The sequence below is a fragment of the Capnocytophaga gingivalis ATCC 33624 genome, assembly GCF_000174755.1.
Classification (GTDB): Bacteria; Bacteroidota; Bacteroidia; order Flavobacteriales; family Flavobacteriaceae; genus Capnocytophaga; species Capnocytophaga gingivalis.
Window position 1 is genome coordinate 74,859 of the sequence record NZ_ACLQ01000018.1, and the last position, 19,048, is coordinate 93,906.

General features: G+C 39.4%; 21 protein-coding genes. 20 read left to right on the forward strand and 1 reads right to left on the reverse strand.

All coding sequences use genetic code 11. The features are described from left to right. The first annotated feature begins 14 nt into the window (after positions 1 to 14). From CAPGI0001_RS06040 to CAPGI0001_RS06135, 20 genes are all read left to right on the forward strand, one after another. Complete coding sequence (locus tag CAPGI0001_RS06040) at positions 15 to 1,658, forward strand: RNA-binding domain-containing protein (RefSeq protein ID WP_002667778.1); 1,644 nt, start codon at positions 15 to 17, stop codon at positions 1,656 to 1,658. Positions 1,659 to 1,670: 12 nt separating this feature from the next. Further along, a complete protein-coding gene (locus tag CAPGI0001_RS06045) occupies positions 1,671 to 2,603 on the forward strand; it encodes a hypothetical protein (protein WP_002667719.1) in 933 nt (310 codons plus the stop codon). 6 nt (positions 2,604 to 2,609) lie between these two features. Further along, a complete protein-coding gene (locus CAPGI0001_RS06050; RefSeq protein WP_002667814.1) occupies positions 2,610 to 3,257 on the forward strand; it encodes a DUF6707 family protein in 648 nt (215 codons plus the stop codon). A 2-nt stretch (positions 3,258 to 3,259) separates the two neighbouring features. Next, positions 3,260 to 3,904, forward strand: a complete 645-nt coding sequence (locus CAPGI0001_RS06055; protein WP_002667664.1) for a DUF6707 family protein — start codon at positions 3,260 to 3,262, stop codon at positions 3,902 to 3,904. Between the two features lie 12 nt (positions 3,905 to 3,916). Next, positions 3,917 to 5,380 (forward strand): lipopolysaccharide biosynthesis protein, encoded by a 1,464-nt coding sequence (locus CAPGI0001_RS06060; protein WP_002667822.1) that lies wholly within the window; start codon positions 3,917 to 3,919, stop codon positions 5,378 to 5,380. Between the two features lie 4 nt (positions 5,381 to 5,384). Further along, entirely contained in the window at positions 5,385 to 5,912 is a 528-nt protein-coding gene (locus CAPGI0001_RS06065; protein WP_002667726.1) for an SH3 domain-containing protein, read from the forward strand. A 13-nt stretch (positions 5,913 to 5,925) separates the two neighbouring features. After that, a complete protein-coding gene (locus CAPGI0001_RS12605; protein ID WP_002667710.1) occupies positions 5,926 to 6,843 on the forward strand; it encodes a hypothetical protein in 918 nt (305 codons plus the stop codon). 29 nt (positions 6,844 to 6,872) lie between these two features. Then, a complete protein-coding gene (locus tag CAPGI0001_RS06075) occupies positions 6,873 to 7,553 on the forward strand; it encodes an SDR family NAD(P)-dependent oxidoreductase (RefSeq protein WP_002667701.1) in 681 nt (226 codons plus the stop codon). A gap of 130 nt (positions 7,554 to 7,683) precedes the next feature. Next, complete coding sequence (locus CAPGI0001_RS06080) at positions 7,684 to 7,971, forward strand: YciI family protein (RefSeq protein WP_002667724.1); 288 nt, start codon at positions 7,684 to 7,686, stop codon at positions 7,969 to 7,971. A gap of 11 nt (positions 7,972 to 7,982) precedes the next feature. Continuing rightward, complete coding sequence (locus CAPGI0001_RS06085) at positions 7,983 to 8,564, forward strand: hypothetical protein (RefSeq protein ID WP_002667908.1); 582 nt, start codon at positions 7,983 to 7,985, stop codon at positions 8,562 to 8,564. An 84-nt stretch (positions 8,565 to 8,648) separates the two neighbouring features. After that, positions 8,649 to 10,001: a dGTP triphosphohydrolase gene (gene dgt / locus CAPGI0001_RS06090; protein WP_211205496.1), complete on the forward strand. Its 1,353-nt coding sequence runs from the start codon at positions 8,649 to 8,651 to the stop codon at positions 9,999 to 10,001. Between the two features lie 42 nt (positions 10,002 to 10,043). Further along, complete coding sequence (gene fmt / locus CAPGI0001_RS06095) at positions 10,044 to 10,991, forward strand: methionyl-tRNA formyltransferase (protein WP_002667918.1); 948 nt, start codon at positions 10,044 to 10,046, stop codon at positions 10,989 to 10,991. A 152-nt stretch (positions 10,992 to 11,143) separates the two neighbouring features. Then, positions 11,144 to 11,416 (forward strand): HU family DNA-binding protein, encoded by a 273-nt coding sequence (locus CAPGI0001_RS06100; protein ID WP_002667689.1) that lies wholly within the window; start codon positions 11,144 to 11,146, stop codon positions 11,414 to 11,416. A gap of 152 nt (positions 11,417 to 11,568) precedes the next feature. Beyond that, positions 11,569 to 12,567, forward strand: a complete 999-nt coding sequence (locus tag CAPGI0001_RS06105) for a vWA domain-containing protein (RefSeq protein ID WP_002667868.1) — start codon at positions 11,569 to 11,571, stop codon at positions 12,565 to 12,567. Next, entirely contained in the window at positions 12,564 to 13,625 is a 1,062-nt protein-coding gene (locus CAPGI0001_RS06110) for a VWA domain-containing protein (RefSeq protein WP_002667706.1), read from the forward strand. Before CAPGI0001_RS06105 ends, CAPGI0001_RS06110 begins: the two co-directional genes overlap by 4 nt. Positions 13,626 to 13,736: 111 nt before the next feature. Then, positions 13,737 to 14,813, forward strand: coding sequence for an efflux RND transporter periplasmic adaptor subunit (locus CAPGI0001_RS06115; protein ID WP_002667843.1), 1,077 nt, complete (start codon positions 13,737 to 13,739; stop codon positions 14,811 to 14,813). After that, the gene (locus tag CAPGI0001_RS06120) at positions 14,797 to 15,456 is read left to right on the forward strand and encodes an ABC transporter ATP-binding protein (RefSeq protein WP_002667727.1); all 660 of its coding nucleotides are present in this window, start codon (positions 14,797 to 14,799) and stop codon (positions 15,454 to 15,456) included. The genes CAPGI0001_RS06115 and CAPGI0001_RS06120 overlap by 17 nt, the downstream gene beginning before the upstream one ends. Positions 15,457 to 15,549: 93 nt before the next feature. After that, positions 15,550 to 16,062: an adenine phosphoribosyltransferase gene (locus CAPGI0001_RS06125; RefSeq protein WP_198541672.1), complete on the forward strand. Its 513-nt coding sequence runs from the start codon at positions 15,550 to 15,552 to the stop codon at positions 16,060 to 16,062. 2 nt (positions 16,063 to 16,064) lie between these two features. After that, positions 16,065 to 17,255, forward strand: a complete 1,191-nt coding sequence (locus CAPGI0001_RS06130; protein ID WP_002667834.1) for a C1 family peptidase — start codon at positions 16,065 to 16,067, stop codon at positions 17,253 to 17,255. 52 nt (positions 17,256 to 17,307) lie between these two features. Beyond that, the gene (locus tag CAPGI0001_RS06135) at positions 17,308 to 18,501 is read left to right on the forward strand and encodes a C1 family peptidase (RefSeq protein WP_002667675.1); all 1,194 of its coding nucleotides are present in this window, start codon (positions 17,308 to 17,310) and stop codon (positions 18,499 to 18,501) included. 116 nt (positions 18,502 to 18,617) lie between these two features. On the opposite strand, the gene CAPGI0001_RS06140 is transcribed toward CAPGI0001_RS06135, so the two are convergent. Further along, complete coding sequence (locus CAPGI0001_RS06140; RefSeq protein WP_002667904.1) at positions 18,618 to 18,989, reverse strand: DUF4293 domain-containing protein; 372 nt, start codon at positions 18,987 to 18,989, stop codon at positions 18,618 to 18,620. Positions 18,990 to 19,048: the final 59 nt, after the last annotated feature.

The following is a 19,048-nucleotide window of genomic DNA, read 5'->3' on the forward strand; positions in this document are numbered from 1 at the left end:
AGCAAAAATAAACAATGATAACCAAGGAACATTTACAGAAAATACTTTCAGATACCGAAAGCTATCACATAGAAAAAACAGTCGCTACGGACAATATGGATAAGTTCTCTCAGGCGATATGTGCTTTTTCTAATGATGTGGCAGATAGTAAAAAGAAAGGATATCTACTTATAGGGGTCAGGGACAATGGGGAGTTAGCAGGGCTACAAGTAGATGACAAGTTGCTACTGCAAATCTCCAATATCCGTACCGATGGTAATATACTGCCTCAACCAGTGATGACAGTAGAGAAGTTTTCTTTTGCTCAGGGAGATATTTTGGTCGTGGAGGTAACTCCTTCTCAAGTGCCTCCTGTGCGTTATCGTGGGCGTATTTGGGTAAGGGTAGGTCCAAGAAAGAGCATTGCTACAGAAGCAGAAGAAAAGCTCTTGACAGAGCGTCGGCTTTCTAATATTCGCACCTTTGATGCTATGCCTTGCTTGGGAACCACTCTTGAGGATTTAGATATTACATTATTCAAAAAAGAGTACCTCTTTAAAGCAGTTGCTGAGGATATTCTACAAGAGGACAAACGTACTATTGAGGAACAAATGGCCTCTTTGGGTCTCTATGACCTGCGCTATCAGTGTCCTACCAATGCCGCTATTGTCTTATTTGGTAATAATCCAGAACGTTTTTTGCATGGAGCTTATATTCAGTATGTCCGCTTTAAGGGATTGGATAGGGCAGGGGATATCATTAACGAACATAAGTTCTCAGGAAATCTCTGCAAGGTACTCCCAAGGATAGACGTCTTTGTAGAGACAAGCATAGCACAAAAGCGTCCTATTCCTATCAGTGTATTGAGGGAAAAGACAGTATCCAAATATCCTTATTGGGCAACTCGTGAGCTCTTGATGAATGCTATAATGCATCGTGATTATGAGAGTAATGCACCAGTGGCTTTCTATGAGTATGATGACCATATTGAGATACAGAATGCAGGAGGGCTTTATGGTAAGGTAAGTGCTAATAATTTCCCCAATGTAAGTGATTATCGCAATCCTTTTATAGCTGAGGCTATGAAGGTATTGGGTTATGTGAACCGCTTTAGTCGTGGTGTATATAGGGTACAGAAAGAATTGGAAGAGAATGGCAATGGAAAGGCTTCTTTTGATTTTTCACTTATTACCGCTTTTAGGGTTGTAGAACCTATTTCTACAACCTACTTTGAAGAAGGTTTTGGAGAAGAAGAATCTGACAATAAATTAGGAGAATCTACCAATAAAACACCCATTAAATCGGAAGAACTACCCAATAAACTACCTAATAAATCAGGAGAACTACCCAATAAAATAGAGAAAACACCCAATAAATCTACCGATAAAAAGGAGGGATCTACCAATAAATCTACCAATAAATCAGGGGAAATACCCAATAAATTTGAGCAACTACCTAATAAATCAGAGGGACTACCCAATAAATCGAGGGGGACTACCCAAGAAAGAATTTTAGTAGCTATTCAAGCAAAGCCAGAAGTTACTCAAAAGGAGTTAGCTCAAACTATAGGTATTACTCTTGATGGCATTAAATACCATATTAAGAATATGACCAAATTGGGGATCATTAAGCATGAAGGTTCTACAAAGTCAGGTAAGTGGATTATAAACAATAATTAAAACATTACAAATATGTCCATAGAGCAAAAAGACAAAGAACAAATGGAGCAACTTATTGCCTCTGAAAAGTATCAGCAGATATTAGATAAGCTTTGTGATATTATAGATATGGTATTCGAGGAAGAAATGCCGAGCTTTACTGTGCTGAATTACACACATAAAGCACTAAAAGATGCAGGTGTTACCTTGGAAGAAATCGCCCCAGTGGCGTTGGCGGACGACCACTTCTTGAACTTTACCATTCTCAAGATGGATTATATCAAGAGTGGGAAAACGATGCACTTTAGCAAGGACTTCCTCATTCGCAATATGATAGAATTTTATTTTCTAAAAACAAATCCCAAAGCACTACCTGATTATTTGAAGAAAGCAGGATTAAAAAACTATATGGTTCCTCTAAAAAAATGGTTCACAGAGGCTACTGATACAGAGCTTGTCACAGCTGTTTCCACTTCTCTCAAAGAACTCAAGGAGAAAAGAAAAGGCGCAGAGCAGACAAGCTCACAAACAGCTACCTTTGAAGATTGGGAGCGACTCTCGGCGGTATATCCCAAACTTACCAAGCAGGTACTGAAGGATTTTGACGAATATAATGTGGTTACCGCAGGCATTCTCTTAGCCGAGATTACCCAAAAGAGCCAAGACTTGGGCGTTACTTTCTCTGAGGAACTTACTTTGTTCTTCCAGCATATAGGGGAGCTTAGGTTGGAAGGGGTAGAAATCCGCTTTGCTGACTTATATACCGATGTGTTCAATGGCAAAGACTATTTGGTGCTTGGGGAGTTTTGGAAATACGGCGATGGCGACAAACTGCTCTATGCTCCCGACACTCAAGAAATATTTTGCTTTGCCCACGAATACGCCAAACCCAAGGTCATCAAACAAGCTGATACTATGACCGAATTTGTAGAAAAGAAATTAGTAGCTTATTTAAAAAATTATTAGACCGTTATGAATATAGAAATATTAGCACCTTATTGCAAAACTACAAAACAGCAAAAACTCCTTGAAAAGCTCCGCAAAAAGTTTTCACTCAAAAGTAGTAAAGACCTACAAACTGTTACTGAACTCGTGGAGCGTCTGTTTGTAAGCAAACAATACGAAGGCTTATTAGCTTTCTTGCCTGAAGTACTTGCAGTACCTTTTGCCGCAAATTTTAACCTATGGTATCCCATAGAACACTCTTTGGCTCTCATTGCTGAAGTGCCTACCATCACCCCAGAACAACGCAAAGCGTGTTTCCTACACTTTAAAACCGTTACCGAATATAAAGGCTTGCCTGATTTTCAAGAGATATATGATTACTATTTCCAAGATTATTTAGCGCTCTGTTTTGTTAATGATGCTTTGGAATATATTCAGAAGAGTATAGCAGATAAAGAAACTTCTTATGAATTTTCATATCGTATATACTTAATCACAGCTGCTTCACTTGTAAAACTTATCAATGAAGAAGTAGATTACAAAACACTTGAATTTCCCAAGGAGGATCGCCAACCTACTTATAACAGCAGGGAAGAGCTCCAATACTATATGAATACCCTTATAACAGAACAACTCACTGCCTTGCAGGATAAGAAATTTGTAAAGTATTATTAATAATGAATATAGAAATTTTAGCACCTTATTGCACTACTGTAAAACAGCAAAAACTCCTTGAAAAGATCCGCAAAAAGTTTTCACTCAAAAGTAGTAAAGACCTACAAACTGTTTATGAACTTGTAGGATGTCTATTTGTAAGCAAACAATACGAAGGCTTACTAACTTTCTTACCAGAAGTACTTGCGGTACCTTTTGCCGAAAATTTTGATCTATGGTATCCTATAGAAAATTCTTTTTGTTTGATTGCAGTTATACCTACCATATCTCCAGAAGAGCGTAAAGCGTGTTTCTCTCATTTTAAAACCGTAAGCGATTTTAAAAGCACCAAAGGAGCTCAGGAGGCTTTTGATTACTATTTTCATCGATATTTATCACTCTATTTTGTTAATGAAAATTTAGACGATTTAGAAGAAATAGATGAATATCCCGCCTCTTCTCAACTTTGGATTCATATAGCAATTATTGCCAGTGCTTCTGCTGTAAAACTCATCAATGAGGAAGTAGATTATAAAACCCTCGACTTTCCCAATTGGCTCTCAAAACCTACTTATAACAGCAGGGAAGAGCTTCAAAACTATATGAATACCCTTATAGCAGAACAACTCACTGCCTTACAGGATAAGAAATTTGTAAAGTATTATTAAAAGAAAAATATTATGGGCATCGTACTCCGACAATCGCTTAAGAATGTAGTGGCTACCTATCTTGGGTTTGCCATAGGGGCACTGAATACCCTTTTCTTATTTACTTACTTTCTTTCCAAAGCACAATATGGTTTGGTAAGCTACGTTACTTCCACTGCTACGATTCTCTCTCCATTGATAGCCTTTGGGGTGTCCAACACTTGGGTGCGTTATTACTCCGCTTACACCGATAGACAGGAACAAGGCAGACTCAACCTAATGCTTTGCCTTTTGCCATTACTGGTGATTCTCCCTGCTACTCTTTTGGGAAGTATGGCATATGAGCAAATTGTTCAGTGGCTTTCGGCAAAGAATACAGAAGTACGTCCGTATGTGTGGCTTATCTTCCTTACGGCGGTGGCTATGGCCTATTTTGAGATAGCTTACGCGTGGATGCGAGTACAACTCAAAACAGTCTTTGGCAATTTCCTCAAGGAGGTATTCCATAGGGTAGGGGTGATGCTTCTATTAGTAGCCATTTACTTTGATGTTATTGATTTTCATCAACTAATGTGGGGGGTGTTTTGGGTGTATGCCCTGCGTATGTTCTTGATGTTTGTTTCCGCTTTTTATGTACGCCGACCTACCTTTGCTTGGGGACTACCACAGGGGAAAAAGGAAGTCTTTTTATACAGTTTGTTTGTGATTTTATCAGGTTCGGTAGCTTCCGTATTGATGGACATAGATAAGTTTATGCTCAACCAATACCTGCCTATTAGTGAGATTGCGGTGTATAATGTGGCTATCTTTACCGCCACAGTGATTGCCATTCCTTACCGCAGTATGTATCAAATAGTGAGTCCGCTAACGGCACAGTTTATGAACCAACAGAAGCCTCAAGAACTTGCAGACCTCTATAAGCGCAGTACGGTAAATACCTACTTTGTGAGTATGGTCATTTGTGTGCTTATTGTGGTGAATGCCCAGCAGTGTTATGCCCTCTTGCCTGATAAGGATTACAGCACAGGGCTTTGGGTGCTTATCATCATATCCGTAGTAAAGCTCTCCGATGCCTTAGTAGGTTTTAGCAATGCCGTATTGCTGAATTCTCCCTACTATCGCACCGTGCTATTTTTGGGCGTTTTTTTAGTGATAGGTGCCGTTCTGATGAATAGGTGGCTGATTCCCCTTTATGGGATCAATGGGGCAGGCGTAGCAACTCTGATTGCCTTTACTTCGTATAACCTACTCAAGTCGGTTTTTGTGTATCGCAAGTATGGCTTACAACCCTTTTATAAGGAAACATTGCAGACTACTCTCTTTGGTTTGGTGGCGATAGGAGGCTTTTTCTTTTGGGACTTTCTATTTCACCCGTTGGTGAATATTGGTTTGAAATCCTTGCTTGTAGGGGGGATGAGTGTATTGTTTCTTCTTAAATATAAGGTTTCAGAAGAGTTGGTGAGGCTGATTAGTAAATTTAGAAATAGACAAATGTAATAAAATGACTTCAGAAGAAATAAAAGCCATTGTCTATTATATACAAGGCTTACAAGCTCTTTGGAAAGAAGGTTATAATGCGGAAAAAGTCGCCCTTTACAATTATCAATTTAGCTTAAGGGCAGAAATGGATATGCCTGATGGCTTACTTGATGTTATTGAAATGTTGGAGATGTGGGACGATAATTGGATATATGGAGCAGCTCCTCTTACTGAAAAAGAAGCCGCTGCAATTATTCAAGAGGAATTAAATATTGATATATACCACCCAGAGAAAGATATTATGGCATTGGTTACCAATGAGTTTATTCGTCAACTGAAAGAGGAGTGTTCCTCAAATATGATTATTGTTAAAGCATTTGAAAATGCTCAAAAACTCATTGTCTATGATGAATATTTTTTAGCGCTTCAAAATATATTAGGCGAATTACTTACTTATCATATCCGTATTCCAGCTGATACTTTAGCTATTATTGATGTAGTGGAAGACCCTCATATTCAGAGATTACAGGCTTCGTTATGGGGAATATAAAACAAGATTGATTATGATAGATATCACCACCTTAGACCTTCTTAAATATATGGGACAGCGACCCCCAATGTATATTGGGGAATATGATATTTTTTCCTTAAAAGCCTTTCTTGACGGCTTGGCATTTCAGCGTAAAAGCGAAGACGAGGGTTTGGTATTCCTACAACAGGTTTTCTATCCTTGGCTAAAGGAAAAATATGCCTTAGAAGAAGAACAATTATGGGCACAACAGCTTTCTTTGCTATGTGATACTCAAGAAGAAGCGGTACATTTTTTCTTTACCTTGTTTGATGAATGCTACAAAGAGTATACCTCAGGTCATATAAAACCCCGCTCTCAATCACCATCTTCTAAAGTATCTTATAAGGAAATGACCACTATAGAACTGATGGAACTTATCAGGGAAAATCCCTCTGCCTATTTATCCAAATATAGTCTTCGGTGCTTTAATGCATTTCTTGGAGGGTGGGATATTCACCAAGAGAGTGATGAAACTGATGAGGAATTACGAGATTTTGAACACTGGATACAAAAGCGATATAGTATATTTGATTCCAGAGGAACGATAGGAATTCTTGAATTGGTAACAGAAACAGAAGGCGAGGCTTTGGACAAATTCTTTGAGTTGTGGGATATATTCCGAGGTAAAATAATGGATGCTCCCATAGAGCTAACTCCCAAGCAACTGGAAGTCAAACGGCGTTTTATACAAGAACTCCAAGAGGTATTCCGCAAGGGCTATGATCCGAAGGAAATAGGCCACTATACCCGATTGTTTTCCTATGACAATTGGAGGGAAGCAGTAGCATTGCGCGATATTGTTGCGGCACTGTATTGGTTTTCTGAAGAAAAGGAAGAAACCTTTGTACAGCTTGTACAAAAATACCTTGGAATAGATATATACCAATCAATTACTTCAGAAAAGAAATAAAGTTGTATATTTGCACAACTTTTAAAACAATGAAGAACATTATCATCACAGGTACCAGCCGAGGAATAGGCTTTGAACTGGTACAACAGTTGGCATCGCAAGGGCATAACATCTTAGCTCTTTCTCGGCATACCGCTCCCATAGAAGCACTGAAGTTACCCAAAGTACGTTGTTTCTCTTTTGACATTACCTTAGCTACGGATAGAGAAGCCGTAGCGCAGTTTGTAAAAGAGCAATGGCAAAAGGTAGATATCTTGATTCACAACGCAGGCAAACTTATCAACAAATCTTTTGAATCCCTTACAGAAACCGACTTTTTAGAAGTATATAAAGTGAATGTATTTGGGGTAGCACACCTCACACAACAACTACTGCCTTTTATGGAGAAAGGTTCACACGTGGTGAGTATTAGTAGTATGGGAGGGATACAAGGGAGCTTGAAGTTCGGTGGTTTGGCAGCATATAGCTCCTCCAAAGGTGCCTTGATTACCCTATCGGAGCTTTTAGCCGAAGAGTACAAAGAGCGTGGTATCGTTTTCAATACCTTAGCCTTAGGAGCCGTACAGACTGAGATGCTCACTGAAGCCTTTCCTGATTATAAAGCTAATACCTCCCCACAGCAAATGGCAAGCTACATCTCCAATTTTGCTTTGAATGGGGGTGAAGTATTCAACGGAAAAGTATTACAAGTAGCCAATACAACGCCTTAGGGAGTGAAGAATGAAGCCAGCGAGTGTCCACAGCTGGGTATGTGGTGAAAAGTGAAGAATGTAGCCAGCGAGTGCCCACAGCTGCGTATGTGGTGAAGAATGAAGAACTAACGACTAAGAACTAAAGATTATGTATGTCATTATTTTAACGTATCAAAAAGACCTTTCAGAGGTTGAAAAACACTTAGAAGCCCATCGTGCTTATTTAGATAGGTATTATACTTCAGGGCATTTTATTGCTTCAGGAGCACAAGTGCCTCGCAAGGGTGGGGTAATTTTGTGTAAAGCTGGCAGTAAGGAAGAAATACTGGACATCATTGCTCAAGATCCTTTTCACGAGCATCGAATAGCTGCCTATCAAATTATTCAATTTACCCCTACCAAATTCTCTGAAGCATTTGGGAAGGTACTTTCTTAAGACTATAACAAATGGACTTACAACAGCTAATTAAAAATTTCCCGTGGCGAAGATTTGGTACTCCTTACGAAACCAATGCCAATATAGTAAAGCAAAGTATAGTAAAAATACTTGATGGAGTAGCCACTGAAAAAGACTATCAAAACCTTATCTATAGTTTTGAATCACAAGCGTGGCTGATAAAGCTCTCTCCTTGGGGAATGAGATTTTATCTCGCTTTGTTAGAAGAGGATAAAGCGGACAAAGCAATACTATTACGTGATATGCTCACACTTTTTGAGGCTGCAAATTATAGCTCTCAGTCTCCACAAGCTAAAGATTTTAAAGCTACTAAAGGAAAAGTTGCCAAATATGAAGCCTACAAAGAAAAACTATTCAATGATGCTTATGATGGCACTATGGATGAAGAGTTTTTAAAACTTATCAAATCCTTAGACCGACACTATTACCACGTGGCTATTATGGAATTATTAGAAGCAAATATCCCTTTGCTTCAGCGTTTCACTACTTCCGAAGATAAGACAATAGCCCAGAGAGCCACCTCTCTGATAGAAGCAATTAAGCATCCTAAAATATATCCTATTAATCAGTGAACAGTGAACAGTGAGCAGTGAACAGTAAGCTGCAAACAGTTATTACAATTCAAAATTAAAAACTCAAAATTAAAAACTCAAATGATGGACTGGCAACATCTACTTTCCTTGCGTAAACAAGGAGATACTAAAACCCGCTCACGAGAGCAAGAAGATCCTACACGACTAAGCTATGATGTGGATTACGACCGCATTGTCTTCTCTGGAGCTTTCCGTAGTCTACAGGACAAGACTCAGGTGATTCCCCTCTCTGGTTCTGGATTTGTACATACACGCTTGACCCATAGTATGGAAGTCTCCGTTGTGGGGCGCTCTTTAGGGCGTGCCATAGGAGCAAAGGTACTCCAGAAGTATCCTCACTTACAAGAGTTGGGCTATCAAATGAATGATTTTGGTACCATTGTTGCCTCGGCAGCTTTAGCGCACGATATAGGGAATCCTCCCTTTGGACATAGTGGCGAAAAAGCTATAGGAGATTTCTTTCGCTATCATGAGGGGAGTGTACTTAAGGGACAGATTTCCGATCGTGAATATGCTGACCTATGTAGTTTCGAGGGCAATGCCAATGGTTTTAAGATACTTACTGAAAGCAGAGCTGGGGTACAGGGGGGCTTGCGCCTTACTTATGCTACTTTGGGGACTTTTATCAAATATCCTAAGGAATCCTTACCTATAAAACCCTCAGGAGCCGTTTATGACAAGAAGTATAATATCTTCCAATCGGATAAGGCTTTTTTCCACGAAGTTGCCCAAGAACTTTCCCTCAGGGCAATAGGGGACGGAGATCAAGCACGCTATGTACGTCATCCTTTGGCCTTCTTGGTCGAGGCAGCCGATGATATCTGTTATACTCTTATCGATTTCGAGGATGGTATCAATTTAGGTTGGATTCCCGAGGAACATGCCTTGGAGTATCTCATTCAGCTGATACGTGGCAGCAAGATTAAGCCAGAAAATATTACCGAAAAATACTATCAGCTCTCTCATAAGCAGGATAGAATCGCTTATCTCAGGGCGCTCTCTATAGGAACCCTTATAGGAGAAACGGTGGCACTCTTTGAGGAAAATGAGGAAAGCCTCCTTAGGGGTGATTTTACTACTTCTCTTTTGGAAAAGAGTAAGTATAAGCACCAGATTAAGGATATCATTGACCTGAGTGTAAGCAATATCTATCAGTCCCCTCAAGTCGTAGAGAAAGAGCTGGCAGGGTATGCGATTCTTCAACATTTGCTAAGGGTCTACTTTACAGCGGTCTATCACAAGTGGCATGGAACGACCTCTTCTTATGACCATATTATTCTTAAGACGGTTCCTACTCGCTATCTCTTAGAAGAAGAGAAACTCTATGAGCAGATATTGGCCATTACTTGCTATGTAGCCAGTCTTACAGATACACAAACAACCAAGCTACATTCTAAGCTTAATGGAATCCTTTAATGATGAATACCAATAATCATTAACACTAACAACTAATTTCAGATGAAAGATTTACGTATTATATTTATGGGGACTCCTGATTTTGCAACAGGGGTACTCCAAAGAATGGTAGAGGAAGGGTTACAAGTAGTAGCCGTAGTAACAGTAGCCGATAAGCCCGCGGGGCGTGGGCAGAAGTTGCAAGAATCCTCTGTCAAGAAGTATGCACTCTCTCAGCAGATTCCGGTTTTGCAGCCTATTTCCCTCAGGGATGAGGCTTTTTTGGCAACACTTAAGGAGTTTCAGGCCGATGTACAAGTGGTAGTGGCTTTTCGTATGCTTCCTAAGGTTGTCTGGCAGATGCCTTCCAAAGGTACTTTTAACCTACATGCTTCTTTGCTTCCAGACTATCGAGGGGCAGCTCCTATTAATTGGGCAATTATCAATGGAGAAACCACTACAGGAGTGACTACTTTTCTCATTGATGACCAGATAGATACTGGGGCTATCCTCCTGAAGAAGGAAGTGACTATTGCTCCTCGTGAGACCGCAGGAACACTCCATGATAAGCTCATGACAGTAGGTGCCGATCTGGTGGTGCAGACCTTGGCTCTCATCGCCTCAGGGCAGGCCGTAGCCAAGCCTCAACCTAAGGAGGTGATGCCTAAGGAAGCCCCCAAGATACACAAAGAAACCTCTCGTATTCCTTGGGAAAAATCCCTCTGCGAGATAGATCGTTTTGTACGTGGCATGGCTCCCTATCCTACAGCATGGGCATGGCTCCATCATCAGGGAGAGGAATATGCGATAAAGATCTATGAAGCTACTCCTGTAGACGAGCCCCATACTCTTAAGATAGGAAGTATTCGCTTGCAGCATAAAAAAATAGAAGTAGCTGTCCGAGGAGGGTTTTTACAGATTGAAATATTGCAGTTCCCGTCCAAAAAAAGAATGACTGCTCAGGAGTTTTTGAACGGATTTCACTTCACAGAGGGGGATTTTTTTGCTTAGATATGTATGCTTTTAATTCATAAAAACATATAATAAAAACAAATAAAAAGATAAAGTTGCTCATTTTCAAATATTTTTCTTGTTGAAGTGATTGTTTTCTCAATAAAAATATTACTTTTGTACTGTATTTAACGATTTAAGTATTTAATTTTATGAACAAGACAGAACTCATCGACGCTATTGCACAAGAGGCTGGACTTTCAAAAGCCGATGCAAAAAAGGCCTTAGAAGCTTTTTTAGCAACCGTAGAAAAAACCTTAAAAAAGGGAGATAAAATCTCTTTGGTAGGATTTGGTTCTTGGTCAGTAACTGAAAAAGCTGCCCGTGAAGGAAGAAATCCTCAGACAGGTAAAACTATCAAAATACCTGCTAAAAAAGTAGTGAAGTTCAAAGCTGGAACTGAACTATCTAATGCAGTAAACTAATTTTAAATAGTTTGAAGAACAAAAGCTATCCTACAAGGGTAGCTTTTTTTAGGGGGTATAGTAAGGAAAAAAAATGATTTTTTTCTTGAAAACTTCCAAAAAAAATAGTAACTTTGAACCTTGAAAACACAGATGTTTTCCATAAAATAGAAATGAAAGATATAACCTTTGTGAATCCTGAATTTTTTTGGCTTTTTCTACTTTTTCCTCTTCTTGTGGGGTGGCTGTGGATTGGGCGAAAAAAAGAAATTCCTTCTGTACTTTTCTCCTCTTTGCAGGGAGTAAGGTCTGTTTCTACATGGCGTACACGGCTAAGACCTATATTGTATATCCTTCGAGGGTTGTCCTTGGTTTGCTTGATAATTGCCTTGGCACGCCCTCGCTCTTCTTCAGAAATTACCAAGACAAAAACCACTGAGGGGATTGATATAATCCTCTCAATAGATATGTCCTCCAGTATGCTTGCCAAAGACCTCAAACCCAACAGAATAGAAGCGCTTAAGAGAGTCGCTGCTCAGTTTATCCAGCAGCGTGCTTCTGATCGTATAGGGATTGTTGTCTATTCGGGAGAAAGCTATACAAAAGTACCTGCTACGACTGATAAATCTATTGTACTACAAGCTCTTAAGGAGATTAGGCAAGGAGAAATAGAGGATGGTACAGCCATAGGAATGGGCTTGGGTACGGCCATCAATAGGCTTAAGGATAGCAAGACCAAAAGTAAGGTGATTATCCTAATGACCGATGGGGTTAATAATACGGGGGTGATAGACCCGCTTAGTGCTGCTGAATTGGCCAAAGAATATGGAATCCGTGTCTATACTATAGGAATAGGGACCAATGGAAAAGCACTCTCTCCTGTAGCTTATAATCCTGATGGCTCCTTTCAGTATGATATGGTACCAGTGGAGATAGATGAAAAATTATTAGCTGAAATATCAAAAATTACCGGAGGAAAGTACTTCAGGGCTACCGATAATAACAAGTTAGCACAGATCTACACCGAGATTGATAAGTTAGAAAAATCTAAAATAGAAGAACTAAAATACTACCAACATCAAGAAAACTTTCGCCTATGGGCTATCTTAGCCTTGGTTTTTCTTGTAGGCGAATTTGGATTAAGACATACTATTTTTAGAAGTTTTGTATGATACACATAGAAGAAAAGATATATTTTTACTTATTATTACTACTTCCCTTGATTGTGTTACTCTATTTTGGAGTACAGTTTTGGAAAGCAAAAGCCAGTAAGCACTTTGCTCAGAAAGCTACTTTCTCCCGCTTGGTGCCTCAGCGCTCTTTTTTTAAGCCATGGGTGAAGTTGGTTTTCTTTGCTTTGGTTTTTGTCTTCATTGTCATAGCCCTTGCCAATCCCAAGGTAGGGACTAAGTTGGAGACAGTCAAAAGGGAAGGGGTCGATATTGTCTTTGCTATTGATGTTTCCAAGAGTATGCTTGCCGAAGATGTCAAGCCCAATCGTATCGAAAAGGCAAAGCATATCATCTCCCAGCTTATAGAGGTACTCCATGGCGATAGAGTGGCTTTCATTCCTTATGCAGCACAGGCTTATCCACAGTTGCCACTGACCTCAGATTATTCCTCAGCCAAGATATTTCTGGAGGGTATCAATACCAATATGCTTTCCTCCCAAGGAACAGCTATAGGAGAGGCTATCCAGATGGCTATCAATTACTTTGAAGAGAGTTCTCAGACCTCCAAGATACTTATCATTCTCTCCGATGGAGAGGATCACCAGCAGGGGGTGGATACGGTTATACAGGAGGCTAAGGATAAGGGAATACGCCTTTTTACTATAGGATTGGGAACAGCTCAAGGAGCTACAATTCCTGTGAGTGAGAATGGGCAGATAGTGGCTAAAAGAGATAACAATGGACAGGTGGTTATCACCAAGCTGAACCAAGCTCTCTTGGAGGAAATAGCACAAGAAGGAGGAGGAAAATATTTCAATGGAGCCAATACCAAGGAGGTTTTGGATGCCTTACAAAAAGCATTGGATACCATAGAGAAAAATGAATACGAATCTCAGGTGTTTTCCGATTATAAGGATCAGTTCCAGTGGTTTTTAGCTATTGCCTTTGCTCTTTTGGCGATAGATATATTTATCTCATATAAGAAAACTTCTTGGGTACGCCGATTGAACCTTTTTGGGGAGCGAGAAAAGGTAGAAGTGAGAAGAAGTGAAAAATGATAAGTTTCCTCTTTAGGGGAAGGGGAGAAGGGGACAAATATAATTCTTACTTCAATCCTTAAAAACATAAAACTCAAAATTCAAAACTCAAAACTTATAAAAAATCTTTTTATGAAACGAAAAAAAATTCTTTTTATCTTAGCCCTATTGGTATTGGGGATATTGGCTTATTTCTGGTTTAGCCAGTCTGCCCCTAAGGAAACTACTTCTACCACAAGTATTGAAAATAGGGATATCAAAGAGGAGATATACATCCCAGGCAATGTATATCCCGTGAAAGAAATCGAGCTAAAATCCCAACTCTCAGGGGTATTGGATAAAATCTTTGTCAAGATAGGAGATGTGGTACAAGAGGGATCTCCTGTGGCTTCTATCAGTCTGGTACCAAGTACCTTGGAACTTGAGCGTTTGGAGAACAATGTCAAGATGGCACAGATCAATTATGATGCTGCCAAGCTCTCTTACGAGCGTTCACAGAAACTTTTTCAGGCACAGACAATCTCTCAAGCAGCTATGGAAAGTGCTCAGAGGGAATATGGTACCGCTAGGGAACAGCTTTTATCCGCTCAGAATCAGTTGGCTATCCAAAAAACGGGCAAGGTAGTGGGCAAGAAGGAGACTTCGAACATCGTCAAGTCCAGTATCTCAGGTACAGTGATAGATCTTCCTTTGGAAGAAGGGGCTTCTGTCATAGAACGAAATACACTGAACTCTGGTATTACAGTGGCTATCTTGGCCAAAATGGGGCAATTTATCTTCCGTACCCAATTGGCCGAACAATATTTGGAGAATATACACTTAGGAGATAGCATATCTTTAGCCTTCAATGCTTATAAGGATCTTAATACCAAGGCAAAAATTACTAAAATATCTTCTAAGGGTACTTTAGAAAATGGAATTATGAAGTATACCCTTGAGGCTGAATTTCCTGTAAACTCACAGATGCCAGTGATTCGCTCTGGATACTCAGCTACTGCGGAAATTGTGCTCAGTAGTAAGAAAAATGTACCTAGCATTGAGGAAAAATACATTACTTATAGAAATGATTCTACTTATGTGTGGGTAAAAAAGGGTGAAAAGATAGAGAAAAAGTATATCGAATTGGGTATCTCTGATGGTAAATATACAGAAATAACTCAAGGGCTTACCAAGGATGATAAAATTGTACAAAATGATTCAGCTAACTGATATAAAGAAGGCTTATCGTACTGAGTATGATACCCTTCAGGTGCTAAAAGGAATCAATTTGGAAATAGAAAAAGGAGAAATGGTTTCTATCATGGGTGCATCAGGTTCAGGGAAATCTACCTTGATGAATATTATTGGTTTGCTGGATACTTATGATAGTGGTACCTATCTGTTTGATAATAAGGATATGAAGAACTTGGACAGTATAGAGCGTTCCGCTTATCGTAGTCGGAATATAGGTTTTGTCTTCCAAGCGGCTAATCTTATTTCTTATAAGAATGTAGTAGAGAATGTAGCTCTTCCTTTGTTCTATCAAAATGTTTCCAAGAAGGAGCGTGAACAAAAAGCCATGGAGAAGCTCGAGCCCTTGGGGATTGCCAATTGGGCAAAGCACTTTCCTAATGAACTCTCCGGAGGACAGCGCCAGCGTGTGGCTATAGCACGGGCTCTTATTGCCGATGCTCCCTTGCTTCTTGCCGACGAACCTACAGGTCAGCTGGATTCCAAAACTACTAATGAGGTGATGCAAATCTTTAAAGAAATTAACCAAAGGGGAACTACTATTGTGATTGTAACCCATGAAGAGGATATTGCTGCACAGACCCAGCGAATCATACGTATTGTAGACGGACTCATACAATAAATTATTATTGATTCATGTAGGTTATTTCAAGGAAAAAACGTATCTTTGCATAAAAATATAATTTAGAGATAAAGAGTTAAGTAAATGAATGATATAGAAATAGAAGACTTTGTAAGAAATGTATATGATTTCCCTAAAAAGGGTGTAGTATTCAAGGACATAACACCTCTGCTGAGAAATCCTCAGATTACTCAGAAAGTGCTACAACAACTCATAGAGCCTCTCAAAGGGTTGAAAATAGACAAGGTTGCTGGGATCGAAAGCCGAGGTTTTCTCTTTGGGATGCTCTTAGCACAAGCCCTGCAAGTGGGCTTTATTCCTGTAAGAAAACCAGGGAAACTGCCAGCAGAAACCATCAGTGAGAGTTATGATTTGGAGTACGGACACAGTAGCTTAGAAATACATACCGATGCCATACTCCAAGGGGAAAAGGTCTTGGTACATGATGATGTCTTAGCCACTGGAGGAACGGCCTTAGCCGCTGCTAAGCTGGTAGAAAGACTTGGAGGAGAGGTCGTACGGTGCTCTTTTTTGATGGAAATAGCTTTCTTAAAAGGACGAGAAAAATTACACAAATATCAAATAAATAGTATTCTAAATTATTAATTATGAGAGAGAAAATACTTTCAGTACTCGCTTTAATGAGTATCAGTCAGGCTTTTGCTCAGGATAATCTTATCAACGCATTGGCCAACAATCAAGGAAAAGATGTACAAAAGTACTATCAGATCAAACCTGTTTTCGCAGTAGGGGTTACCGATGTGAAGGATCAGGGACACAGTGGAACTTGCTGGAGCTATGCAGGGTCTTCTTTCTTGGAATCAGAAATGATCAAAAAGAAAAAGCAACCTGTAGACTTGGCTGAAATCTATACCGCTCGTAAGGTGTATTTGGAAAAAGCCATCAACTACCTCCGTATGCATGGAGCTCTTACTTGGGCTGATGGGGGAGAAATGCATGATGTGATCAATATGTATCGCAAATATGGAGCTGTACCTCAGTCTGCTTATACAGGACTTATCAATGGCGCTACTAAGAACAATTTCAAGGAAATGCAGAAAGATCTAGAAGCATATCTTAAAGAAATTGTAGCTTCAGAAAAAGTACCTGCTAACTGGAAAGAAGTCTTCGAACAAAAAATGGACTCTTATTTGGGAGCAGTACCTAAGACCTTTATGTATAATGGAAAAATGTATACTCCAGAGACTTTTGGTAAGGAAGTAGTAGGCCTACAGGATGAAAAATACATGAGCCTTATCTCCATCGAAAGCCGTCCTAAGTATTGCAATACCCTCATGGCTGTTCCTGATAACTGGTGCTACGAATATGCTTTCAATGTCACTATGGAAGATCTTATCCGTACTATTGACTATGCACTAAGCAAAGGGTATACAGTAGGTTGGGGAGCCGATGTTTCTGAAAAATCTTTTAGCTGGAGAAATGGTTTAGCACTTGTTCCTGAGAAAGATTACAAAGACCTCAGCGAAGCAGAACAAAAAGACTATTTCCATGTATATTGGAATGAAAAACAAATCACTCCTCAGATGCGTCAAGAAGCTTTCGATAACTATGAAACTACCGATGATCATGCTATGCAAATCGTTGGACTTGCCAAAGACCAAAAAGGAAGAGAATATTACATAGTAAAGAACTCTTGGGGAACTAGCAATGATAACAAAGGATACCTATATGTAAGCAAAAACTATGTTCGTTACAAAACTATGAACATTATAGTGAATCAGAAAGGTACTCCTAAGGATTTGGTTAGAAAGTTCAAAAAAGCTCCTTATATAAGCTAGTAAAATCTTTTCTTGACACTGTTTGAGATATCAAAACCTAAATTGCTATATGATGATACAAAGATTTTTTTCTGTTCTTGTACTCCTTGGTGCAGGACAAGCCTTTGCTCAGGAGAACTTGATCAACGCATTGGCCAATAACAAAGGAACAGATATACAAAAGTATTACCAAATCAAACCGATATTAGCCTTGGATGCTACTGAGGTGAAGAATCAGGGTTGGAGTGGTACTTGCTGGAGCTATGCTGGGTCTTCTTTCTTGGAATCAGAAGCCTTGAAGAAGAAAAAACAACCTGTGGATTTGGCCGAAATCTATACCGCACGTAAGATCTATTTGGATAAGGCGATTAATTATGTACGTATGCATGGCGCGCTCAACTGGGGCGATGGGGGAGAACCTCATGATGTGATTAATAGCTATCGTAAGTATGGGGTGATTCCTCAGTCGGCCTACACAGGGCTTATCAATGGAGCAACCTATAATAATTTCGATGAGATGCAAAAAGACTTAAAACCATACTTGGAACAGCTTGTCAAGATGAAAAAGCTCCCAAGCGATTGGAAGGAAGTCTTTGAGAAAAAAATGGATACTTACTTAGGTGCCGTGCCCAAGACCTTTATGTATAATGGTAAGATGTATGACGCTCACTCTTTTGCCAAAGAATATGTAGGCTTGGAGGATGAAAAATACATCGAAATGATTTCCGTAGAGGACAGACCTAAGTACCAGAATGTACTAATGGCTGTACCTGACAACTGGAGCTATGACTATGCTTTCAATGTGAATATGGAGGATTTCATCACTACCATTGACTATGCTTTGAGCAAAGGCTATACAGTAGGTTGGGAAGCCGATGTATCTGAAAAATTCTTCAGCTGGAAGAATGGTCTGGCAATCGTTCCTGAAAAAGATTTTGATAACCTCAACCCAGCAGAACAGGAAAATTATTATCATACTTATTGGAAGGAAAAAACGATTACTCCTCAAATGCGCCAACAGGCTTTTGATAATTACCAGACCCTCGATGACCACTCTATGCATATCGTAGGACTTGCCAAAGATCAGAATGGTAGGGAATACTATATTGTAAAGAACTCTTGGGGAACTGAAAATGATAACAAAGGTTATCTTTACGCAAGTAAGGACTATGTTCGCTATAAGACCATAGCTATTTTGGTAAACCAAAAAGGAGCTCCTAAGGATTTGGTTAAAAAATTCAAAAAAGCTTCTTATCTAAGTTTATAGTTTTTCCATATTTATATGGAGGCCACCCTTTTGGGTGGCTTTTTTTGATTCAGTGTAAAAAAAATCCTATCCTACTCACCTAAGTAGGATAGGACAACACACAAAGTTACTCAGTATTATCGCAGGCGGTCTGCCGATTTTACCAATTCTTCGTCCCTGTGAATGGCACGATTGGCCAAATACAAAAATACGATAGAAATGAATGGAACTACGAGCTGAACACCTTTCTCAGAAAAAGAATTTTCTCCAGATGATTGTAGCACCCTCCACGAGAATACACCTAGTAAAATAAGGTTACACAAAATGTTGATTCTATTTAAAACAAATTGGTTTTGGCGGTTCTTAAAAAGAAAAATACTTGTTATTGCCAGCAGGCAACTGACTCCTAAGAGCCCCAAAGTAGTCCAATCTCCTATACTATAGAAAGAAAAAACTCCACTTATGATGCTGACAATCAATAGATAAATGGTTTGTATACGCTGTATCATCTTATTGATTTATGAGTGGCAAAGATAGTGAAAAAAATTTTTATAAAAAATTTTTTTCA

Bases quoted from the DNA above. Each gene is read 5' to 3' on its own strand.
- CAPGI0001_RS06130 (WP_002667834.1), top strand. From the start codon at position 16,065: ATGAGAGAGAAAATACTTTCAGTACTCGCTTTAATGAGTATCAGTCAG.
- CAPGI0001_RS06135 (WP_002667675.1), top strand. From the start codon at position 17,308: ATGATACAAAGATTTTTTTCTGTTCTTGTACTCCTTGGTGCAGGACAA.
- CAPGI0001_RS06115 (WP_002667843.1), top strand. From the start codon at position 13,737: ATGAAACGAAAAAAAATTCTTTTTATCTTAGCCCTATTGGTATTGGGG.
- CAPGI0001_RS06105 (WP_002667868.1), top strand. From the start codon at position 11,569: ATGAAAGATATAACCTTTGTGAATCCTGAATTTTTTTGGCTTTTTCTA.
- CAPGI0001_RS06110 (WP_002667706.1), top strand. From the start codon at position 12,564: ATGATACACATAGAAGAAAAGATATATTTTTACTTATTATTACTACTT.
- CAPGI0001_RS06120 (WP_002667727.1), top strand. From the start codon at position 14,797: ATGATTCAGCTAACTGATATAAAGAAGGCTTATCGTACTGAGTATGAT.
- CAPGI0001_RS06100 (WP_002667689.1), top strand. From the start codon at position 11,144: ATGAACAAGACAGAACTCATCGACGCTATTGCACAAGAGGCTGGACTT.
- CAPGI0001_RS06080 (WP_002667724.1), top strand. From the start codon at position 7,684: ATGTATGTCATTATTTTAACGTATCAAAAAGACCTTTCAGAGGTTGAA.
- CAPGI0001_RS06075 (WP_002667701.1), top strand. From the start codon at position 6,873: ATGAAGAACATTATCATCACAGGTACCAGCCGAGGAATAGGCTTTGAA.
- CAPGI0001_RS06065 (WP_002667726.1), top strand. From the start codon at position 5,385: ATGACTTCAGAAGAAATAAAAGCCATTGTCTATTATATACAAGGCTTA.
- CAPGI0001_RS12605 (WP_002667710.1), top strand. From the start codon at position 5,926: ATGATAGATATCACCACCTTAGACCTTCTTAAATATATGGGACAGCGA.
- CAPGI0001_RS06140 (WP_002667904.1), bottom strand. From the start codon at position 18,989: ATGATACAGCGTATACAAACCATTTATCTATTGATTGTCAGCATCATA.
- fmt (WP_002667918.1), top strand. From the start codon at position 10,044: ATGAAAGATTTACGTATTATATTTATGGGGACTCCTGATTTTGCAACA.
- CAPGI0001_RS06085 (WP_002667908.1), top strand. From the start codon at position 7,983: ATGGACTTACAACAGCTAATTAAAAATTTCCCGTGGCGAAGATTTGGT.
- dgt (WP_211205496.1), top strand. From the start codon at position 8,649: ATGGACTGGCAACATCTACTTTCCTTGCGTAAACAAGGAGATACTAAA.
- CAPGI0001_RS06060 (WP_002667822.1), top strand. From the start codon at position 3,917: ATGGGCATCGTACTCCGACAATCGCTTAAGAATGTAGTGGCTACCTAT.
- CAPGI0001_RS06045 (WP_002667719.1), top strand. From the start codon at position 1,671: ATGTCCATAGAGCAAAAAGACAAAGAACAAATGGAGCAACTTATTGCC.
- CAPGI0001_RS06040 (WP_002667778.1), top strand. From the start codon at position 15: ATGATAACCAAGGAACATTTACAGAAAATACTTTCAGATACCGAAAGC.
- CAPGI0001_RS06050 (WP_002667814.1), top strand. From the start codon at position 2,610: ATGAATATAGAAATATTAGCACCTTATTGCAAAACTACAAAACAGCAA.
- CAPGI0001_RS06055 (WP_002667664.1), top strand. From the start codon at position 3,260: ATGAATATAGAAATTTTAGCACCTTATTGCACTACTGTAAAACAGCAA.